This is a genomic window from Acidobacteriota bacterium, assembly GCA_020853395.1.
In the GTDB taxonomy this organism is placed as follows: domain Bacteria; phylum Acidobacteriota; class Vicinamibacteria; order Vicinamibacterales; family SCN-69-37; genus JADYYY01.
Window position 1 is genome coordinate 47,284 of sequence record JADYYY010000013.1, and the last position, 17,805, is coordinate 65,088.

At 69.3% G+C, this 17,805-nt stretch carries 18 protein-coding genes; 8 read left to right on the plus strand and 10 right to left on the minus strand.

Features of this window, described 5'->3' with window-relative positions; all coding sequences use genetic code 11:
* Positions 1-210: 210 nt before the first annotated feature.
* The gene (locus IT184_13400) at positions 211-558 is read right to left on the minus strand and encodes a cupredoxin family copper-binding protein (protein ID MCC7009796.1); all 348 of its coding nucleotides are present in this window, start codon (positions 556-558) and stop codon (positions 211-213) included.
* The gene (locus IT184_13405; protein ID MCC7009797.1) at positions 559-1,083 is read right to left on the minus strand and encodes a DUF4142 domain-containing protein; all 525 of its coding nucleotides are present in this window, start codon (positions 1,081-1,083) and stop codon (positions 559-561) included.
* Positions 1,084-1,352: 269 nt separating this feature from the next.
* Here IT184_13405 and IT184_13410 point away from each other — a divergent pair, with 269 nt between their 5' ends.
* Positions 1,353-1,907, plus strand: a complete 555-nt coding sequence (locus tag IT184_13410) for a RidA family protein (protein MCC7009798.1) — start codon at positions 1,353-1,355, stop codon at positions 1,905-1,907.
* A 48-nt stretch (positions 1,908-1,955) separates the two neighbouring features.
* Here the strand turns inward: IT184_13410 and IT184_13415 are convergent, their stop codons facing one another.
* Positions 1,956-2,819 carry a dienelactone hydrolase family protein gene (locus IT184_13415; GenBank protein ID MCC7009799.1) on the minus strand — a complete coding sequence of 288 codons (864 nt, stop codon included), beginning with the start codon at positions 2,817-2,819 and terminating at the stop codon, positions 1,956-1,958.
* 736 nt (positions 2,820-3,555) lie between these two features.
* Between IT184_13415 and IT184_13420 the strand changes: the two genes are divergently transcribed.
* Positions 3,556-3,846 (plus strand): hypothetical protein, encoded by a 291-nt coding sequence (locus IT184_13420; GenBank protein MCC7009800.1) that lies wholly within the window; start codon positions 3,556-3,558, stop codon positions 3,844-3,846.
* 85 nt (positions 3,847-3,931) lie between these two features.
* On the plus strand, positions 3,932-5,587 hold the full coding sequence (locus IT184_13425; GenBank protein ID MCC7009801.1) for a sigma 54-interacting transcriptional regulator: 1,656 nt from the start codon (positions 3,932-3,934) through the stop codon (positions 5,585-5,587).
* Positions 5,588-5,750: 163 nt separating this feature from the next.
* Here IT184_13425 and IT184_13430 read toward each other — a convergent pair whose 3' ends face one another.
* Entirely contained in the window at positions 5,751-5,960 is a 210-nt protein-coding gene (locus IT184_13430; protein ID MCC7009802.1) for a transposase, read from the minus strand.
* A gap of 134 nt (positions 5,961-6,094) precedes the next feature.
* The gene (locus tag IT184_13435) at positions 6,095-7,228 is read right to left on the minus strand and encodes a hypothetical protein (protein ID MCC7009803.1); all 1,134 of its coding nucleotides are present in this window, start codon (positions 7,226-7,228) and stop codon (positions 6,095-6,097) included.
* Positions 7,229-7,779: 551 nt separating this feature from the next.
* On the opposite strand from IT184_13435, the gene IT184_13440 reads away from it, so the two are divergent.
* Both IT184_13440 and IT184_13445 read left to right on the plus strand, forming a co-directional pair.
* Positions 7,780-8,658, plus strand: coding sequence for a DUF1080 domain-containing protein (locus IT184_13440; protein ID MCC7009804.1), 879 nt, complete (start codon positions 7,780-7,782; stop codon positions 8,656-8,658).
* Positions 8,659-8,689: 31 nt separating this feature from the next.
* Positions 8,690-9,301, plus strand: a complete 612-nt coding sequence (locus IT184_13445) for a hypothetical protein (protein MCC7009805.1) — start codon at positions 8,690-8,692, stop codon at positions 9,299-9,301.
* A 31-nt stretch (positions 9,302-9,332) separates the two neighbouring features.
* On the opposite strand, the gene IT184_13450 is transcribed toward IT184_13445, so the two are convergent.
* Positions 9,333-9,737 carry a hypothetical protein gene (locus IT184_13450; protein ID MCC7009806.1) on the minus strand — a complete coding sequence of 135 codons (405 nt, stop codon included), beginning with the start codon at positions 9,735-9,737 and terminating at the stop codon, positions 9,333-9,335.
* A gap of 189 nt (positions 9,738-9,926) precedes the next feature.
* Here IT184_13450 and IT184_13455 point away from each other — a divergent pair, with 189 nt between their 5' ends.
* The gene (locus IT184_13455; protein MCC7009807.1) at positions 9,927-10,076 is read left to right on the plus strand and encodes a hypothetical protein; all 150 of its coding nucleotides are present in this window, start codon (positions 9,927-9,929) and stop codon (positions 10,074-10,076) included.
* 17 nt (positions 10,077-10,093) lie between these two features.
* Here the strand turns inward: IT184_13455 and IT184_13460 are convergent, their stop codons facing one another.
* Entirely contained in the window at positions 10,094-10,747 is a 654-nt protein-coding gene (locus IT184_13460) for a hypothetical protein (protein ID MCC7009808.1), read from the minus strand.
* Positions 10,748-11,017: 270 nt separating this feature from the next.
* On the opposite strand from IT184_13460, the gene IT184_13465 reads away from it, so the two are divergent.
* Complete coding sequence (locus IT184_13465; GenBank protein ID MCC7009809.1) at positions 11,018-11,812, plus strand: Dam family site-specific DNA-(adenine-N6)-methyltransferase; 795 nt, start codon at positions 11,018-11,020, stop codon at positions 11,810-11,812.
* Positions 11,813-11,887: 75 nt separating this feature from the next.
* On the opposite strand, the gene ligD is transcribed toward IT184_13465, so the two are convergent.
* On the minus strand, positions 11,888-12,760 hold the full coding sequence (gene ligD, locus IT184_13470; GenBank protein ID MCC7009810.1) for a non-homologous end-joining DNA ligase: 873 nt from the start codon (positions 12,758-12,760) through the stop codon (positions 11,888-11,890).
* Entirely contained in the window at positions 12,757-13,614 is an 858-nt protein-coding gene (locus tag IT184_13475) for an ATP-dependent DNA ligase (GenBank protein MCC7009811.1), read from the minus strand. The genes ligD and IT184_13475 overlap by 4 nt, the downstream gene beginning before the upstream one ends.
* 108 nt (positions 13,615-13,722) lie before the next feature.
* Here IT184_13475 and IT184_13480 point away from each other — a divergent pair, with 108 nt between their 5' ends.
* Positions 13,723-14,871, plus strand: coding sequence for a hypothetical protein (locus IT184_13480; GenBank protein ID MCC7009812.1), 1,149 nt, complete (start codon positions 13,723-13,725; stop codon positions 14,869-14,871).
* Between the two features lie 42 nt (positions 14,872-14,913).
* Here IT184_13480 and IT184_13485 read toward each other — a convergent pair whose 3' ends face one another.
* On the minus strand, positions 14,914-17,733 hold the full coding sequence (locus tag IT184_13485) for a cation-translocating P-type ATPase (protein MCC7009813.1): 2,820 nt from the start codon (positions 17,731-17,733) through the stop codon (positions 14,914-14,916).
* Positions 17,734-17,805: the final 72 nt, after the last annotated feature.

Below are 17,805 nucleotides of genomic sequence, written 5' to 3' on the forward strand. Positions count from 1 at the left end.
TCGCGGTCTCGGAGGTCGCGCTCGATGGCGCAAACCAGCTCGCCAATCCGCGCGTCTTCAGTTGGCCGACGCTCGTGACGCTCGAGTCCGCGGCGCTCGTCTTCGGCTCTTGCCCGGCCCATCGTGCCTCGCGGCTCGATCCCATCGGGGCGATCCGCGTCGAGCCGTAGAAGCGCAGCTGACCGCGCGCGTTCGGGCCCGGCCGTCGGCTCACTCGACGATGACGGTGCCGGTCATGACCGGGTGCAGCGAACAGACGTAGGGAAAGGCGCCGGCGCGCGACGCTCGAAAGGTCCACGATTGGCCGGCGCCGATCGATCCGGAGTCGAACCCGTCGCCCACCGTCGTCACCGTGTGGGCGAACGGATCACGGTTCGTCCACGTGATCCGATCGCCTGTCTTGACGCGCACGTCGGCTGGCGAGAATGCCACCGCCTCGATCGTCACGGCCCGTGCGGCCGGGGCCTCGTCGGCCGGCCGCGCGGCGCATCCGATCGCTGCGGCGGCGAGGGCAGCGACAGTCACGAGCGCGGCGGCATTCGCGTGGACCGGCGACATCTAGTGCGCCGCGCCGAGCGACGACTGCAGCATCTTCGCGTGCTCGAGGTGCGCGGCGATCGCCGGCCGTACCTTCACGAGCAGCGCCTTCAGCTCGCCATTCGTCGCGCTGGGAATGAGCGTCCGGTCGATCGCGTCGAGCACCTGCTGGTGATACGCCACCTCGTGATCGATGTACGCCTTGTCGAACGCGGCGCCGTGCAGCGTTCTGAGCCGCGCGACGTTCTTCTCGCCGTCCGACTCGAGCGCGGCGGCCGTGGGATGGTCTTGCGGCGTGACCTTCAAGCGCGTCACCAGGTCCGTCGCCTGCCGGTTGACGCCGGTGTGATCGTCCACCATCAACTGGCCGAACTTCTTCACCTGTCCGTTGGCCGATTGCGCGACCGCGACCTTGCCGGCGTCGATGTCCACCTGGTTCGCGGTGACGACGATCGACGCGATCTGTGCGTCGGTGACGGTCTGGGCCGACACGCTGGAAACTGCGGCGGCGAAGCCTGCCGCCACCGCGAATGCCGAGAGCTTCATGATGCGATCTCCTTGGTGTCCGTGACGAGATTCCTGGCGCCGCGCGCCCCTCGCACGGCATCACTCGAATAGAGTCGGCAGTCCGGAAAACGTGACCGGCCGCGGAATCCGCCGCCTCATCCGCCCACCGGTCCGATGCGGCGTGGCGATGCCTCGCCGGGCGATTCGGTCGCGGCACGTGTTCGACGTGTTGCCTGCGGAACGCACGTATCATGCGTACGGTCGAGCTGCGTCAGCTCGCTTCCACACCTCGACCAAGGAGCAGATCGATGGATGCCAGGAGCCGGCGCCGATTCGTGAACAGCATGATGGCGGCCACCGCCGCGGCCATGAGCGGGACGATGGTCTTCGGCGCGGACGGCGCGCAGCAGGCGAACGTGCCGGCCGGTGGCCGCGGCAGGGCCGGCGGCCCTGCCCGTCCTCCGCGGCCGCGACCCGCCGGCATCGCGTGGATCTCGGGACAGGGCATCGGACAGACGCCCGGACCCAACACCTGGGATCTGAAGGATCACACCCGCCGGACGATGGACAACGTCAAAGCCGCCGTCGAGCGCCTGGGCGGGACGATGGACGATTTCTTGTACATGCAGGTGTTCTATTGCCTGCACCTCGACGATGGGACGCCCATGCCGGCCGGCAGCGCAGCGTTCGCCGCGTACCAGAAGGGGTACGAGGATCTCAACAGCGTCTACAACACCTACTGGCAGGACACGAAGTACGGCGCGCCGCCGCGCTCGTGCTTCGCGCTGACGTGGATTCCGGGCAACTCGCTCATCGAGATCGTCGGCGCCGCGTGTATTCCGTCGACCGCGACGCCGGCGTGATGTGAGGTGCGCCGGGGATCGCCGATTGACGCGATCCCGGCCTCGTCGTCAGGCGAGCGCCTTGCCGTAGAGCGCGAGCAGCCGGCTCCAGGCTTTCTCGGCCTGTGGCTCGTTGTACACGCCGGAGTCGGGTGGGCACCAGCCGTGGGCGGCGCCTTCGTACACCTCGATCTCGGCCGTCACCTTCGCGCTCGCGAAGGTGTCGCGCAGCGCCGTCTTCTCGTTCGGCGCGCGCTCGTCGTCGTTGGCGGCGATGCAGACCAGGAACTGGGCCGTCGTCTTCGCTGCCTGCAGGTGCGGGCTGCTCGCACCTGCGGTGACGAGCCCACCGCCGTGGAACGACGCGGCCGCGCCGACGCGCTCGGGTACGGCCGCCGCCGTGCGGAACGCGATCGGGCCGCTCATGCAGTAGCCCTGCGTGCCAATCTTTCGATTCTTCGCGACCGATGGCTGCCGATCGAGCCACGCGATGAACGCTTTGGCATCCGTCACGTGCGTCGTCTCGTTCAGGCCCTGCGCGAAGCTCCGCACGTCGGCAATCGGCGTCGCGGCGCCGGCCGGCGCCGTGGGCGCCTTCTGCACGCGATAGAACGGGTTGACGACGAGGACCGCGTAACCGGACTCGGCGAGACGCTTGCCCATCTGCCGAAAGGCGGGCCGCAGGCCGAAGATGTCGGGCCACATCAGCACGCCGGCCGCCGCGCCGTCCGTCGGATGCACGTAGTAGGCGTCGGCCGTGCCATCCGGCGTCGGCACGCTGACGTCCGCCTCGGTGACCGGCGCCGCATTGGCGACCGCGGGAAGCACCATCGAGACGCCGGCCGCGACGATCGCGCCGAACTGCCGGCGCGTGACGAGCCCCAGCGCTTCGAACTGGCGCCGGTCGTCGTCGAAATGATCTTGATCGCACATGTGGTCCCTTCTTTCGGCAATCCCGCAGCCCAGCGCAGCCTCGACGCGCCGCCGAGCTGAATCAGCGCTGCCGGTCGTCGCAGGGAGCGGCCGCGTGCGGCCTCGCCCGGACGCGCCGCGCACGTCGCCCTACGACAGCTCCGCGCGGCGTCTGGCGAGGTTGGCGAGCCGGCGGCGCCGGCAGAACATCCCCCAGTTGTAGAGCGCGATCCACGCCGCCAGAAACAGCAGTTCGTCCCGCATCCCAGCTCCCTCGTGTGATGGACCTGGGAACGATAGCGCAGATCTGCACGGCAGTGCACGCCGTGTCGCCCCAGGATGCGTGTGGGGAGCGGACGGTGGCCCGCCGCGACAGGAACCCGTCTGACGAGCCTTCGATTTCAGAACGAAATGGTTCCATTGCGACCTGAAACGTCGCGGTGCGTCCGGACGAAGGAAACCAGCACGTTTTCGTGGCCCCGAAATTGCTCAGTGGAAGGGCAGCGAGCGATTACGGACGCCATGCTGCGGCTTCACTTCCCCCCCTCGTCCCGTACGGATGCCCGAGGCGCGATTCGTGCCGCCAGCCTTCGCCTGGCGCCACGAGTCGCGCCGGTCATCGGCTCGTCCGCCGCTCCGATTCCAGCGCCCTGAACCGACTGGTGGCCGCGTGCTCGAGCGACCGCATCGTCGCTCGAGCACGCATTGCCCGACAACGTTCAACCCACCCTTTTTCCGGGTGACAGGAGACAGCACCATGAACCTTTATGCACGGCTCGGCTCTCAGTTCAACACGACGGAAGCGGCGTCGCTCAGCACCCGCCTCGCGGAGTGGCACGACGCGATGGTGGCGCACGAGCGCCGGCTTCGCACGCTCGGCGCCGATCTCTGCGATGACGAGTGTCCGCATGCCGAGGCGCGGGCGCTCTGGTCCGAGGCGCTGTCGGCGTTCGGCGCGCACGCGCTGGAGCTCGTCTTCCTGCGGTCGCGCGCGCACGATCTGCCGCACGGGTCGGTCGATCTCGCGCAGGCGGCCGTCCCTCCGTAGCGGCCGCGACCCGTCCTGGTCCGGGCCGAGCCCATAGAATGGCGGGGTGAAGTCCGCCGATCGTTCCGACCCCGCGCATCGGGTGCTGCACCTCGCCGAGCTCCTGGACTTTCGGCCCGACCAGGGCGTCATCCGCCTGCACGAGCAGCGGGTCGTCATCCTCAGCGCCGCCGCGATGGGGTTGCTGCGCAAGGAGCTCGTGGACACGTTCGGTGCCGACACCGCGCGGCGTCTGCTGCTGCGGTTCGGGTTCGCGGACGGGTACCACGACGCGGTCAACCTGCGCGGCCGGTCGCACTGGACGAGCCCGATCGACGGGTTGCACGCCGGCGCGACGCTTCACACGCTCGAGGGCATCGTTCGCGTCGACGTGCGCCGGATCGATCACGATCCGGCGACGGGCCGCTTCGAGGAGGAGGTCGTCTGGCACGACTCCTACGAGGCCGAACAGCACCTTCATCACTACGGCAGCAGTGCCGGACCGGTCTGCTGGTCGCTCGCCGGGTACTCCAGCGGGTTCGCCAGCGCATGTCTCGGCCGCGAGATCTACTTCCGCGAGACGACGTGTGCCGGCCAGGGCGCCGGGCGATGCGCGGCAATCGGACGTGACGCCGACAGTTGGGGCGCGGACTTGCCGGCGATTCGCGCCGAGTTCCAGGCGGCGGACCTTGGCCAGGAGATCGAGCGCCTGCGCGACGCCGTCAGCAAGCGGCTGCGAGAGCTGGATCGGCGCGAGCGCGCTCTCGAGCGCCGGGAACGCGAGCTCGACGCGTTGCGTGCGCGCGTGCGGCGGGAAGCGACGGCGAAGCACTTCGTCGCCGGAAGCCGGCCGATGCAGGACGTGCTCGAGCTGGCCGCGCGCGTGGCGCCGCTCGACACGACCGTGCTCGTCTGCGGCGAGAGCGGTACCGGGAAGGAATTCATCGTTCGCCTGATCCACGACCAGAGTCCGCGGGCGGGCGCGCCGTTCGTGAGCGTCAACTGCGCCGCGCTGACCGAGACGCTGCTCGAGTCCGAGCTGTTCGGCCACGTGCGGGGTGCGTTCACCGGCGCGGTGCGTGACAAGGCCGGCTTGTTCGAGGTCGCCGGGCACGGCACGCTGTTCCTCGACGAGATCGGCGAGATCGCGCCGACGGTGCAGGCGAAGCTGCTGCGGGCGCTCCAGGAACGCGAGATCCGCCGCGTCGGCGCCGAGCGCACGATCAAGGTACATGCGCGGGTCGTCGCGGCGACCAATCGCGACCTGCGCGCGGCGGTCGACGCCGGAGCGTTCCGCGAGGATCTCTACTACCGGCTCGGGGCGTTCATCATCAGCCTGCCGCCGCTGCGCGCGCGCCGCGAGGACATCCCACCGCTCGTCCACCAGTTCATGGCTCGGACCGCGGCGAAGATGAAGAAAGACGTGCGGGCCGTGTCGGCCGACGCGATGTCGGCGCTCATGGCCTACCGCTGGCCCGGCAACGTGCGCGAGCTGGAGCACGCGATCGAGCGCGCGGTGATCCTGGCGAACCGCCCGAGCCTCGGCGTGCGCGACTTGCCGCCCGAGATCACGCAGGCGCCCCGCACGCGCGCCGGCGACGAGACGCTCGCACTCGACGAGCAGGAACGGCGCGCGATCGCGCGCGCCCTGGAGCGGTTCGGCGGCAACCGCCGCAAGGCCGCCGAGGCGCTGAAGATCAGCACGGTCACGCTCTGGCGAAGGATGAAGCAGTACGGCATCGCCTCGAGCCCAGAACGGTGAGCCACACTCGAGAGCTTTCGGTCCAAACGGATTCTCAATCGGCTCCAGCCGCCACGTCTCATCGTCACATACCCCAAATCGTGCTTCATGACGGTGACGAGCCAGGTGCGCTCAGCGACCTGCGTCACACCGACGCGCTGGCCAGCAAAGACGTGACTGAGGTTCACCTTCCGCCCGTGGAAGAGGTGCGGCCGCAGCCGATCACGAGGATCGTTTGATCGTGAAAGGGGTTCGTCAGCTCCTCGAGGCCGCGATAGACGCGGAGGGAGCGGGCGTCGAGGTCCGCCGGCACTTTCATCCCGAGCGCTTCGTGCGGCCGGTCCGTATTGTAACGGGTGACGAAGTCGTCGAAGCGGGCCTGCTGCTGGAGCACGTTGGCCGCCGCGGGTGTGATCGATTCGCGCTTCAGTTGGGCATCGCCCGGTCAGAGACCGCCGGCCTGCCGATCAGGGTCTGCACGTCGTGGAACTTCGACCTTGGATCCCTGAAGCCGTAGGACAGACTCCTTCAGTTCACCATCTTCATGATGGCCGCCCAGTCGAGCTGTTCGTAGGCCTGCTTCTGCTGCGGCCGGTGCTCTTCGAAAGCGTTTGGCATGTGGACAATGATGGCGCGCGGCTCGAGCGGGGAAGCGCCGGCACGATAGAACGCCGGGTTCTTTCGCGTGATCGCCTGCGCATTGGGCGTGCCCGCGGGTACCAGGTCGTCGCCCGCCAGGAACGCAGCCGATGCGCGTTCCTGGGGAGTCATCCGGGCAATCTGCGCGCGGTAACTATCGCCGAGTGCGGTGAGCCCCGCCAGGTTCTTGCCGATTTGCGCGCGTTCGTACGCATCCGTTCTCTTCAGTTTTTCCGTTTCGGCCAGTTCGGCCTTTTCCATGTCGCTGCGCATCTTCGCCGCTCGAGCCGGACTGCTCTGCGCGACGATAGCCCAGAGTTCCTCGTTGTTCTTCTTTCTCGTGGGTGCTTCCTCCATCCATCGCTCGTACGGTGTCTTGGCGACGACTGCCGCCGTGGCCTTGACCTTCTCCTGGTTCGTTCCTTCGAGCGTGAAGATCATGGCGCGCAGGTACTCCTCGCGCGTCACGGGCAGGGTCGGCGACGCGCCACCGCGGGTGAACAACACGGAGAGGCCCGTGGTGTTTTCCTCCTGAAGGCGCCCATACGTCGCGGCGGAGCCGAACAGCGCCGGTGTGCGGACCCGCTCCAAATAAAGACCGTCGCCCTTTTCGTCGAGCAACGGCCTGTCACTTTCGCTCCAGGCCATAGGGCTTGGATTGAAAGTGAGCAGGAGCGGGGTACCCCCCTCGCTGTTCTTGCTGCACCTTTGCATCGCGCGGAGGACGAATTCGTACGAGTAGAGCTGCGTGGGATCGGTGATCTCGTGGTACGAAAACACTGGCAGGACGGCAAATCCACGGGGGCGCGCCCACGTCGTCGCGCGCATGAGCGCTTCCACCGCGGTGAGTCGTGTTTCGATCGTCTTCCGATCGGCGGCGCTCAGGCGCTCGGCACCCTCAGTCAAGTCGGCGCGTGGCCACCAGGGGGTGACCTCGTTGGGCCCGCATTCCTGCGCGTCGACTCGTGCGGCGCTGAGGAGAGATAGCGAAAGGACCGCGAGGAGCAGGCGCGCGCGGGGCATGGAGACTCCACGGTTCGCGAGGTGACCGGCCGGCTGGCGGATTGTACCATCGCAGGGAACCTCGCCCACGCCACAACGGGCCTTCCCGAAATCGTTGCGCGCTCCCAATGCAATGGCGGCCAAGCCGTGGCGAGTCCGTCCCCGCGTTCCGGCCCTGTTCCTACCCATCAACCGCGCCAGGCCGTGACCAGCGCCGCGGTCGCGATGGTCTCGTTTCAACTTCAGCGATCTGAGACGGGTCCAAACGGGACCCGCCCTACGCTCGTCGGACCCGGCGATCCGTCGCGGTTCACGCCGCTTCTCCGATCAACCAGTTGGGGAAATCGTCCAGTGCGGCAAGCCGGTGCTCCTGCCGGCCTGGCGAACGGCCGTGCGATGGCGGCCACGGGCGAGCCTGCCCGGCATCCGGCGCCGTCCGGAGGTGGCGTCACCGCCGCCGGCGCTCGGCGGAACGGCGTCGTCCTCGCGCGGACGGTCCTGCCGCGCCGCGCCGGCGCAGCGGGTGTAACATGCCGAGCCGCATCTCTTCTTCGAGTCTTCGAGGGGCTCTCATGAAACGTCTACTGTTCGCATGCATCATCTCGGCGATCGCGACGCCGCTCGCCGCCCAGGGCGCCTGGACGACGCTGTTCAACGGCAAGGATTTCACGGGCTGGACGATTGGCGGCGGCCAGGCCAACGGGTTCGGCAGCACGGCACGCGCAGCCGGCGCGGGTAATCGCGCGGGCGGGGCGGCACCGGCCGCCGCACCGGCAGCACCGCTGTCCACCAATCCCGCCGATCGCGGTTGGGCGATCGACAACGGCGTCATCACGAGCGCGCCGGTCACGGGCGGCGGCCGCGGCGGCACGCTCTCGACGGTGGGCAAGTTCCACGACTTCGAGCTTGAAGTGGACTACAAGCTCGACGAAGCGCCGAACGTCGAGTGCACCGCGCGGCTCGGCGAGAAGATCAACGCGCGATCCGGGCAGATGGCCACCGAGCAGAACCTCAGCAAGGACGCGGCGTGTCTCGCCAACAGCGGCATCTACTTCCGCAGCGGCTACCAGCTCAACCTCGGGCGCCGCGAAGCCGGCGAGTACATCGGCGTCGTCATGCACCGCGTGATTCCGAACGAGTCGATCCGCGGCAACGTCGATTGGCTCTCGACCGGCGACTGCGGCGGCAAGAACCGCCAGTACCTTCAGGACTGCAGCCAGTTCCCCGAGATCCGCCACAAGAACGACTGGAATCACCTGCGGATCGTGTTCAAGGGCGACCGCCTCCAGATCTGGCTCAACGACAAGCAGATCACCGACGTGACCGACAAGCCCATGCAGGGCGAGGAGAGCTGGGCGCAGCCGGCGCCCATTTCGTTCCAGCCGTTCGGCGAGAGCGGCGGGTTCAGCGGGAAGGTCCAGTACCGGAACGTCCGGATCCGCACGCTGTAGCCCGCGCGCGCGCAGTCCGATGAAGCGGCTCATCTTCGCGCTCGCTGTGCTGATCGGCCCCGCCACTGCCGGCTGCGGAGAGAGCGACGCCGATCGCGCCGCGGCTGACGCGGCACGCGCGAAGGCCGCGGCCGAAGACGCCGCCAAAGCCAAGGCGCGCGCGGAGGCGGCGGCCGCGATGGAGGCCGAGCGCCTCGAGGACCTGTGGACCTACACCGACACGCGCGTCGGTCGGGCCAGGCAGCTCGCCGCGCAGATCAGATCGACCAACGACGTGGACGCGGACGGGCAGGGCGGGCGCTCCGTCCTGCTCGTCTTCCGCGATCACGCCGACTGGGGCCGGAGCAGCTACCTCGTGCTCACGGCGGGCGACTTCAACTGTTCGCCGGCGTGCGCAGTGTCGGTCGCTGCCAACGGTGCGCCGGCGACGTCCATGAAGGCGCATCGGCCGACGACCGATCAGGCCATCGCGCTCTTCATCGACGACTGGCGTGTTCTCTGGCGCACGGTGACGCACGCCAAACAACTGAGCGTCGAGTTTCCGGTGCGCGCCGGCGGCACGCGGACGGCGACGTTCGACGTCGGCGGTCTGGATCCGGCGAGGATGCCGGCTTGGCCCGCCGCATCAGCGGCGCCTCGATGAGGCGACCCGCGGAAACGAGAGCACGCCGCGGCTACTTCGTCTCGCCCTCGCACTCCGGGCAGCGCCGTTCGGCCCAGTCCAGCCAATCGAGCAGCTCCTGCGTGGCAGGCCAGCGGCGCGTGTCGGTCGGGTGGTCCACGTAGAGAATCTCGCCCCACCGGTCGGCGACGAGCACCGCGGGTGCCGGTAATCCGGGCACCGGCTCGCGCGTGACGACGACCTCGGCCTGCAATTGTACGAAGTCGGCGCGGCGGCGATCGAGCTCCGCGAGAGAGGACGCCTCGTCCTCAGCACGGCCAAACGCGGCAGGCAGCACCACGAGCACGAGATTGCGGTGCTGCCAGACGTCCGAGTAGGTGAACGTCCGGCCCGTGACCGTCTGCACACGGATGTGGGGCACCGACTGCCCGCGATGAAGGCTGGCGTTGGCGCTCATCTTCTGAGAATACTCGCGAGAATACTCGAACGTGCGTTGCGGCTCCCCGCCGCGGGCGTAAAGTAGGACTCATACGACCCAGACAGGCCGCCACTCGAGGTGAGGTGGCGACGCGCCGGACGTCGAACGATGGCCGCGCGCGATCGCCCCACGTCATCGAGAGCATGCGGTGAGGCGGAGGACAGGATCATGGCGGAGCTGACCAAGTGCGCGCATCCGGCGTGTGAGTGCAAGGTGCCGAAGAACGGTCCGTTCGGCAAGTACTGCTCCGAGGACTGTCGCGAGAAGGGGGCGATGATGGAGCTGCACTGTCGCTGCGGTCATCCCGACTGCAAGTAGCCCTTGCGGGCCGCCGTTCACGACAGCGGCGTGAGTTTCGGCGGCCGTGCGCCGCGCGGCCGAAGGCCTGCCCGTATGGGTTCGTACGTCAACTCGACGCCCGACGACGCGCTGCGCAGGAGCAGACCGCCGCGGCTCATGTCGCCACGCCCGATGAACGCCGACGGAAAGCAGAGGCGATCGCCGAAGCAGGGCGCGAGCAGGTCGACGTACTTGCCGGTCGCGACGCTGCCGAGCAGCACGATCGCCGCGCCGGGCCCGACGCGCGCAGCGAGCGCGGCCGCGTCGTGCTCGAGGGCCGTGCGGTAGGCGGCGTTGTCGACCGCGACGTCGCCCGCCGCGAACTCGCGGATCATCGTCTCGTCCGCGGTCTGATCGGGATCCAGCAGCCCGCGCGACGGCGTGATGACGAACGCCGCGCCGGGCCCGCGCGTGCTGCGGCCGTACCGGCGCGCGTACGCGAGCTTGCCGCGGAAGTAGAGCCCGCTCAGGAAGCTGAACGCCTCGCCCAGCGTGAGTGTGCCGGCGCGCAGCCGCTGCGCCATGACCCCCTGCGATCGCTCGCCGAGCAATGCCGCCGATCGCCTGCCGCCGCAGAATGCCGGCGACAGCAGGAACAGGCGTTCCCCTTCGTCACGAGCCCGCGCAAGGTCGCCGCTGTCTGAGACCACTGGTCGTCCTTCCCAGAGATCTTTTCACCCGCGTCAAGCCGGGCTGGCCGAAGGCGAGCAGCCCATCGATCCGTGCCGACCGTGACGCGGCGATCCCGCGATCGTGATGCCGGCGCGCAGCAGCCCAAGACCGTATTGGGCCGACGCAGACGTCTCGCCCCAAGAGCCCACCACATACCAGCCATTCCGGCACATCGCAGTTCTCACTCCGCGAAGACCCAGGCACGTCGTGACGACGCCGGGGACGCGCGCTCGGATACACTCGCTGCGATGGCCGCAGTCGTGCCCGTGCGGGAACGGCCGCCGCTGAAGTGGGCCGGCGGCAAGCGGTGGCAACTGCCGCACCTTCGGCCTCTCTGGGAGCCGCACGCGCGGCGCCGCCTGGTCGAGCCGTTCTGCGGCGGGCTCGCGGTCGCGCTCGGGTTGGCGCCGGAGCGCGCCCTCCTGAACGATGCGAACCCGAACCTGATCAACTTCTATCGCTGGTTGCAGCGCGGGCTGGTCGTCGACGTTCCGCTGGAGAACGACGCGAGCGTGTACTACCGTCACCGCGCGCGGTTCAACGCGCTGCTCGCGACCGGTGGCGCCGAGACGGCCGAAGCGGCGGCCCTGTTCTACTACCTCAACCGGACCGGCTACAACGGCCTCTGCCGCTTCAACAGCCGCGGCGTGTTCAACGTCCCGTTCGGCCGCTACACCACCATCAGCTACGAGACGGACTTTCGGCCGTACCGGGACGCCGTCGGAGGCTGGACGTTCGTCTGCGGTGATCTGGAGGCCGTGCCGATCGAACGCGGCGACTTCGTGTATGCCGATCCGCCGTACGACGTCGAGTTCACGGCGTACGCGGCCGGCGGCTTCTCATGGGACGATCAACAACGGACCGCCGTGAGGCTGTCGCAGCATCGCGGCCCGGTCGTGCTCGTCAACCAGGCGACGGACCGCATCGAGCGGCTGTACCGGACGCTCGGCTTCGCGATCCGCTTTCTCGACGCGCCGCGCCGCATCAGTTGCCGCGGCGATCGCACGCCGGCCAGGGAAGTCATCGCCACGCGCAACCTGTAGCGTTCGCGCCGATGCGAGATGCCCGACCCGCCGGGCGATGTCGCGGCATCGGGCCGACGCCTCGTTGCCGGCTCCTCAGCGTCGCCATCGCTCGAGTCGCGCCATTGCACGCTGGAGCGAGCGCCGGCGCCGCCGCAGATCGTCCCACACGTCGCCCGCGTCGCGAATGCGCCCGGCCATCGTGCGGAGCGTGAACGTGCGCGGCATGACGCTGCCGCGCTCGACTTCGCGCCACGTGCAGGGTGCCGACACCGGCGCGCCCGGTCTCGCCCGCACCGTGTAGGCGGCCGCGAACGTCGCGCCGTACCCGTTGCGGCCGGTATCGACGTAGATCCGGCCGCGCCGGTCCGCCTTGCTGAACTCCTGCGTCAGCCGATCCGGCGCGAGCCGCACGAACAGCGCGCCCACGCCGTGTGCAAAGCGCTCGACCACGCCGATCGCCGCCTTGCCGTCGAGCGGCACGACGATGTGGAAGCCTTTGGAGCCGGACGTCTTGATCCACGACGGCAGCCCGAGCTCCGCCAGCAGATCCCGCAGCCCGATCGCCGCCGCCCGCACGTTGTCGACATCGTCGTCCGGCGGATCGAGGTCGAAGATGCAGAGGTCGGGCCGATCGAGGTGCGGTGTTCGCGACGCCCACACGTGCTGGGTGATGGTGTTCTGGTTCGTCAGCCAGAGCAGCGACCGCACGTCCGTGACGATTGGATGATGGACGACGCCGCCCTTCTTCGGAACCTCGACGCGCTCGAGCCACGGCGGGGCGCCCTTCGACACGTCCTTCTGCCAGAAGCCTTTCGCCCCGATGCCGGCCGGATACCGTTCCATCGTGACGGGCCGCCCGCGAAGGTGCGGCAGCATCACCGGCGCGATCGTCTCGTAGTACGCAGCCAGTTCTCCCTTCGTGATGCCATCGTCCGGGAAGAGCACTTTGTCGGGATGCGTGATCATGGCCGCTCCCTCACGACGTCGCCGGCCGGCTTGTCGCGACGCACGCCGACGAGCCGCGGATGCCGGAGCTTGCCGTGCGCGGTCCACTCGATGAAGGCGACCTGCACGACGACCTCCGGACGGGTCCAGTGGACCGCTTTCCGAGGCAAGCCTTTGCCTCGCGCGAACGGCGGCGACGGCAGCGCGATCGCATCGAGCTCGGCGCGCAGGTCGGTCAGCAGCTTGGTGTCGAACCCGGTGCCGATCTTGCCGGCGAACACGAGGTCCTGACCTTCGTGGTAGCCCACGAGGAGCGCCCCGAGGCCGACACGCGCGCCGCGGGGATTGGTGAACCCGCCGACGACGAATTCCTGGGACGCCTCGACCTTCATCTTCAGCCAGTGCGGCGATCGCCGGTGTTCGTACAGCGACCCGCGACGCTTGGCGATCACGCCTTCCCACCCCTCACGCCGCGCGAGCTCCCAGGGTTGCGGATGGTCGATCGCGGCGACGTGTCGCATGGGCGGACCGAAGCGGAGCGTCCCGAGCAGGGCGCGCCGCTCCTCCAGCGGTCGCCCGGTCAGGAGCTCGCCGTCGAGCCAGAGAACGTCGAACACGTCGTAGGCGCCGTGACCGTCCCACGTCACCTCGCCGTCGAGGATCACGTCACGCACGGGCAGGCGAGCGATCGCGCGCGCCACGGCCGGCAAATCCTGGAGCCGCCGGCTGCGCGAGTAGAGGCGCACGTCGGCGCCGCGCTTCCAGGCCAGCAGCCGGATGCCGTCGAACTTGCGCTCGAAGATCCAGTCCGGGCCGGCGAACCGTTCCTGCGTGAGCGTGGCGGCCATCGGTTCCAGCCACTCCGGCATCGGCATATCGAATGATGGCAGAATGCGCCGATGGCGGCGTCCTCGACGCTCGCGGCTCCGTCGCGGCCGCCCGACGGCCCACGGGACGCGCCGGCGCGGCGGCGCGTCGAATCGATCGACGTGCTCCGCGGGCTCGTCATGTTCCTCATGCTGGCCGAGGCGATGCGGCTGTGGACGCTCGGCGCCGCGTTTCCCGCCAGCCGGTTCTGGGCCGTCGTCGCCTACAACACCACGCACGTGCCGTGGCAGGGGTGCTCGGTCCACGATCTCATCCAGCCGGCGTTCTCCCTGCTCGTCGGGGCCGCGCTGCCGTTTTCGATCGCGAGCCGCCGTGCTGCGGGCCAGAGCGTCGTGCAGATGTTCCGCCACGCCCTCTGGCGCAGCGTCGTCCTGGTCTTGCTCGGCATCTTCCTGCGCTCCATCGGTCGGCCTCGGACGTACTGGACGTTCGAGGACACGCTCACGCAGATCGGCCTCGGCTACACGTTCCTGTTCCTGCTCGCATTCGCCAGGGTCCGCGTGCAGGCCGCGGTCTTCGCGGCGATTCTCGCGGGTTTCTGGACGGCCTTCGTGCTCTATCCGCTGCCGCCTGCCGGTTTCGACTACGCGTCGGTGGGCGTGCCGCCGGAATGGCCGCATCTCTACACGGGTTTTCTCGCGCACTTCAACAAGAACGCGAACCTCGCGTGGGCGTTCGACACCTGGTTTCTCAATCTGTTTCCTCGGGAGAGGCCCTTCGTCTTCAATCCCGGCGGCTGGTCCACGTTGAGCTTCGTGCCGACGCTCGCGACGATGCAGATCGGATTGTGGGCGGGCGAGTGGCTCCAGTCTGCGCGGCCGGACGTCACGAAACTGCGCGCTCTCGTCGCGACCGGCGTGGCGCTCGCGTTCGCCGGGCTGCTCTTGCAGTGGCTGCACCTCTGTCCGATCGTCAAGCGCATCTGGACGCCGGCCTACACGCTGTACAGCGGTGGTCTCGTCCTGCTGATGTTGGGGGGCCTGTTCTTCGCCGTGGAGATGAAGCGCTGGAGGCGCTGGGCATTTCCGCTGATCGTGATCGGCGCCAACTCGATCGCGGTCTACGTCATGAGCTGGACGATTGAGCACTTCGTGAGCGAGGCGCTGCTACGGCACCTGGGCCGCGCACCGTTCCTCGTGCTCGGCCCGCCGTTCGAACCCGTGCTGCGCGGCGCGGGCGTGCTGGCCGTCTTCTGGCTGATCCTGTTTTGGATGTACCGGCGCCGGCTGTTCGTCCGGATCTGAGCCGGTCCGCGCGAGCGCGGCCGCCGGCGCGCCGGCCACCGCTCATCTCGTCCGTGCGGCAATCCGGCTGACGAGCTTGCTCGCTTCCTCCAGCCACAGGACGGTGCTGGCGACGCCGAGACACGCGATCCAGTCGGCGCCGGTCAACGGGACCGTCCCGAAGGCGCGCTGGAGGAACGGCGCGTACACGACCAGGACCTGCAGCGCCACCGATCCGGCGATCGCGATCCAGAGCCATCGGTTGACGAAGAGGTGCACGAAGGCGCTGCGTTCGTCCGATCGGGCGTTGAGGACGTTGAAGATCTGGAACAGCATCAGCGTCGTGAACGCCATCGTCTGCGCGTACGCGACGGTGCCGTTGCCGGCGATGAGGCCGCCGGGCAGCGACGCATCCAGCACGAGCAGCGTGCCGACGGCCATGATGGCGCCGACGAACGCGATCCCTCGCCACATCCGGGATGTGATGACCGGCTCGCCAGCGGGCCGCGGCGCCTGATCCATCACGCCGTCGTCGGCCGGGTCGAGGCCGAGCGCCAGCGCCGGCGGCCCGTCGGTCACGAGGTTGATCCACAGGATCTGCGTCGCCAGCAGCGGCAGCACGAGCGCGTCGCCCTCGGCGTGGAGGCCGATGTGGCGCGCGAGCAGCACGCCGAAGAACATCGTCATCACTTCGCCGATGTTCGACGACAGCAGGTAGCGCAGGAACTTCCGGATGTTGGCGAAGATCGTGCGGCCTTCCTCGACGGCGGCGACGATCGATGCGAAGTTGTCGTCGGCGAGCACCATGTCGGCGGCTTCCCTGGACACGGACGTGCCGGTGATCCCCATCGCGATCCCGATGTCGGCCTTCTTCAAGGCCGGGGCGTCGTTCACGCCGTCGCCCGTCATCGCGACGATCGCGCCGGTGCGGCGCAGCGCGTCGATGATCCGCAGCTTGTGCTCGGGGTTCACCCGCGCGTACACGGAGACCTCGGCGACGGTGCGCGCCGCGTCCTCGGCAGAGAGCGCGTCCAGCTCCGCACCCGTGATGACGCGCCCGTCGGCCGCGATCCCCAGCTCCTGCGCGATGACCGCGGCGGTTCGCGGATGGTCGCCGGTGATCATGAGGGGCCGGATGCCGGCGCCCCGGGCGCGCGCCACGGCCGACCTGGCTTCCGGCCGCGGGGGATCCAGGATGCCGATCAGGCCGCGGAACACGAGGTCTCGTTCCATGCGATCGTCTGGCCGCGCGGCGTGCTCGGCGAGCGCGTTGCCGCTGATCCCGCGGCTGGCGACGGCGAGCGTCCGCAGCGCGTCGCCGGCCAGCGCGTCGTTGGCCGCAAGAATCGCGGCTCGGCGCTCGGGCGTGAGCGGCCGCCGATCGTCGCCCACGAGCTCGTGGCTGCAGCGCTCGAGCAGCACGTCCGGCGCGCCCTTCGTGAACACGACGCCGCGGTCGTCGTGCTCGGTGTCGCGGTGCAGCGTGCTCATCAGCTTGCGCGCCGACGAGAACGGCACCTCGCCGACGCGGGGCAGCCGCTCATCGAGCGCCGTGGCGTTCAACCCCGCCTTGCGCGCCGCCACGAGCAGCGCGCCTTCCGTCGGATCGCCCTGCACCGTCCAGCGCCCCTCGCGCTCCTGCAGGGTGGCGTTGTTCGCGCGGTTCGCCGCCGAGAGCGCGCGCTCCAGCTCGATCTTCAGCGGGCCGGCGATCGGGCTGCCGTTGTCGCGCCGCACCTCGCCGGATGGCGCGTAGCCGGACCCCTCGAACGTCACGCGCCCGCTGGCCGTGACGATGACTCTGACGGTCATCTCGTTCTTCGTCAGCGTGCCGGTCTTGTCCGACGCGATCACGCTGGCCGACCCGAGCGTCTCGACGGCCGCGAGGCGGCGGACGATGGCATGGCGGTGCGCCATTCGCTGGACGCCGAGCGACAGCACGGCCGTCACGACGGCGGGCAGCCCTTCCGGCACGGCCGCCACGGCGAGTGCGACGCCGAGGATCAGGACGTCGAACAGCGGACCGGCCGCACGCACGTCCTCGACGAGGACGATCGTCACGATCATCACGGCGGCGATGACCACGACGACCAGGCCGAGGAGCTTGCCGGTGCGATCGAGCTCGTGCTGCAGCGGCGTGGTGTCGCGCGTCGTGGTCTCGAGCAGGCCGGCGATACGGCCCATCTCGGTGCGCATGCCCGTGGCCGTCACGATCGCGCGGCCGTGGCCGTAGGTGGCCGCGGTGCCGGCGAAGAGCATGTTCTCGCGGTCGCCGATCGGAACCTCGTCGGCGATCGCCGCGGTCTGCTTCGTCACCGGCAGGCTCTCGCCGGTCAACGCGGCTTCCATCGTCTGAAGGACGGCGGACTCGATGAGCCTGGCATCGGCAGGGAGCGTGTCTCCCTCCTCGACGAGAATCAGGTCGCCGGCCACGATCTCCGCCGCCGGGATGGTGCGCCGTTCGCCGCCGCGCACGACCGTGGCGGTCGCCGCCGACATGGCCCGTAACGCCGCGACCGCGGCTTCCGCGCGGGTCTCCTGAACGTAGCTCATCGTGGCGTTGAGGATGACGACGGCCAGGATCGCCAGCGCCTCGTAGGGGAGGGCGGCATCGCGCTCGTAGACCCAGAGCACCGTCGACACCGCGGTCGCGGCGAGCAGCAGCACGACGAGGACATCCTGGAACTGGGCGAGGAAGCGGCGCCACGCGGGCGTGGGCCGCTCGGCGGCCAGCTCGTTGCGCCCGTCGCGATCGAGCCGCGCGCGCGCCTCTTCGTCGGAGAGCCCGCGGTCGCGATCCGTGCTCAGCGAGGCGACGACGTCATCGATCTGTTGGCGGTACGCAATACTCGAAGCTGGCGGCTCGCTCGCGGCGGTGGGCACGTGGTCGGCTCCTGGTTCCGCCTCGACGTGGCGTGGTCGATGCCACGAGTGCGCCCGTGTGACCTCGGGTCG

Excerpts from the sequence above, each read along its gene's own strand:
- IT184_13400 (MCC7009796.1), bottom strand. The coding sequence starts at position 558 with ATGTCGCCGGTCCACGCGAATGCCGCCGCGCTCGTGACTGTCGCTGCC.
- IT184_13405 (MCC7009797.1), bottom strand. The coding sequence starts at position 1,083 with ATGAAGCTCTCGGCATTCGCGGTGGCGGCAGGCTTCGCCGCCGCAGTT.
- IT184_13410 (MCC7009798.1), top strand. The coding sequence starts at position 1,353 with ATGGATGCCAGGAGCCGGCGCCGATTCGTGAACAGCATGATGGCGGCC.
- IT184_13415 (MCC7009799.1), bottom strand. The coding sequence starts at position 2,819 with ATGTGCGATCAAGATCATTTCGACGACGACCGGCGCCAGTTCGAAGCG.
- IT184_13420 (MCC7009800.1), top strand. The coding sequence starts at position 3,556 with ATGAACCTTTATGCACGGCTCGGCTCTCAGTTCAACACGACGGAAGCG.
- IT184_13435 (MCC7009803.1), bottom strand. The coding sequence starts at position 7,228 with ATGCCCCGCGCGCGCCTGCTCCTCGCGGTCCTTTCGCTATCTCTCCTC.
- IT184_13440 (MCC7009804.1), top strand. The coding sequence starts at position 7,780 with ATGAAACGTCTACTGTTCGCATGCATCATCTCGGCGATCGCGACGCCG.
- IT184_13450 (MCC7009806.1), bottom strand. The coding sequence starts at position 9,737 with ATGAGCGCCAACGCCAGCCTTCATCGCGGGCAGTCGGTGCCCCACATC.
- IT184_13455 (MCC7009807.1), top strand. The coding sequence starts at position 9,927 with ATGGCGGAGCTGACCAAGTGCGCGCATCCGGCGTGTGAGTGCAAGGTG.
- IT184_13465 (MCC7009809.1), top strand. The coding sequence starts at position 11,018 with ATGGCCGCAGTCGTGCCCGTGCGGGAACGGCCGCCGCTGAAGTGGGCC.
- ligD (MCC7009810.1), bottom strand. The coding sequence starts at position 12,760 with ATGATCACGCATCCCGACAAAGTGCTCTTCCCGGACGATGGCATCACG.
- IT184_13475 (MCC7009811.1), bottom strand. The coding sequence starts at position 13,614 with ATGCCGATGCCGGAGTGGCTGGAACCGATGGCCGCCACGCTCACGCAG.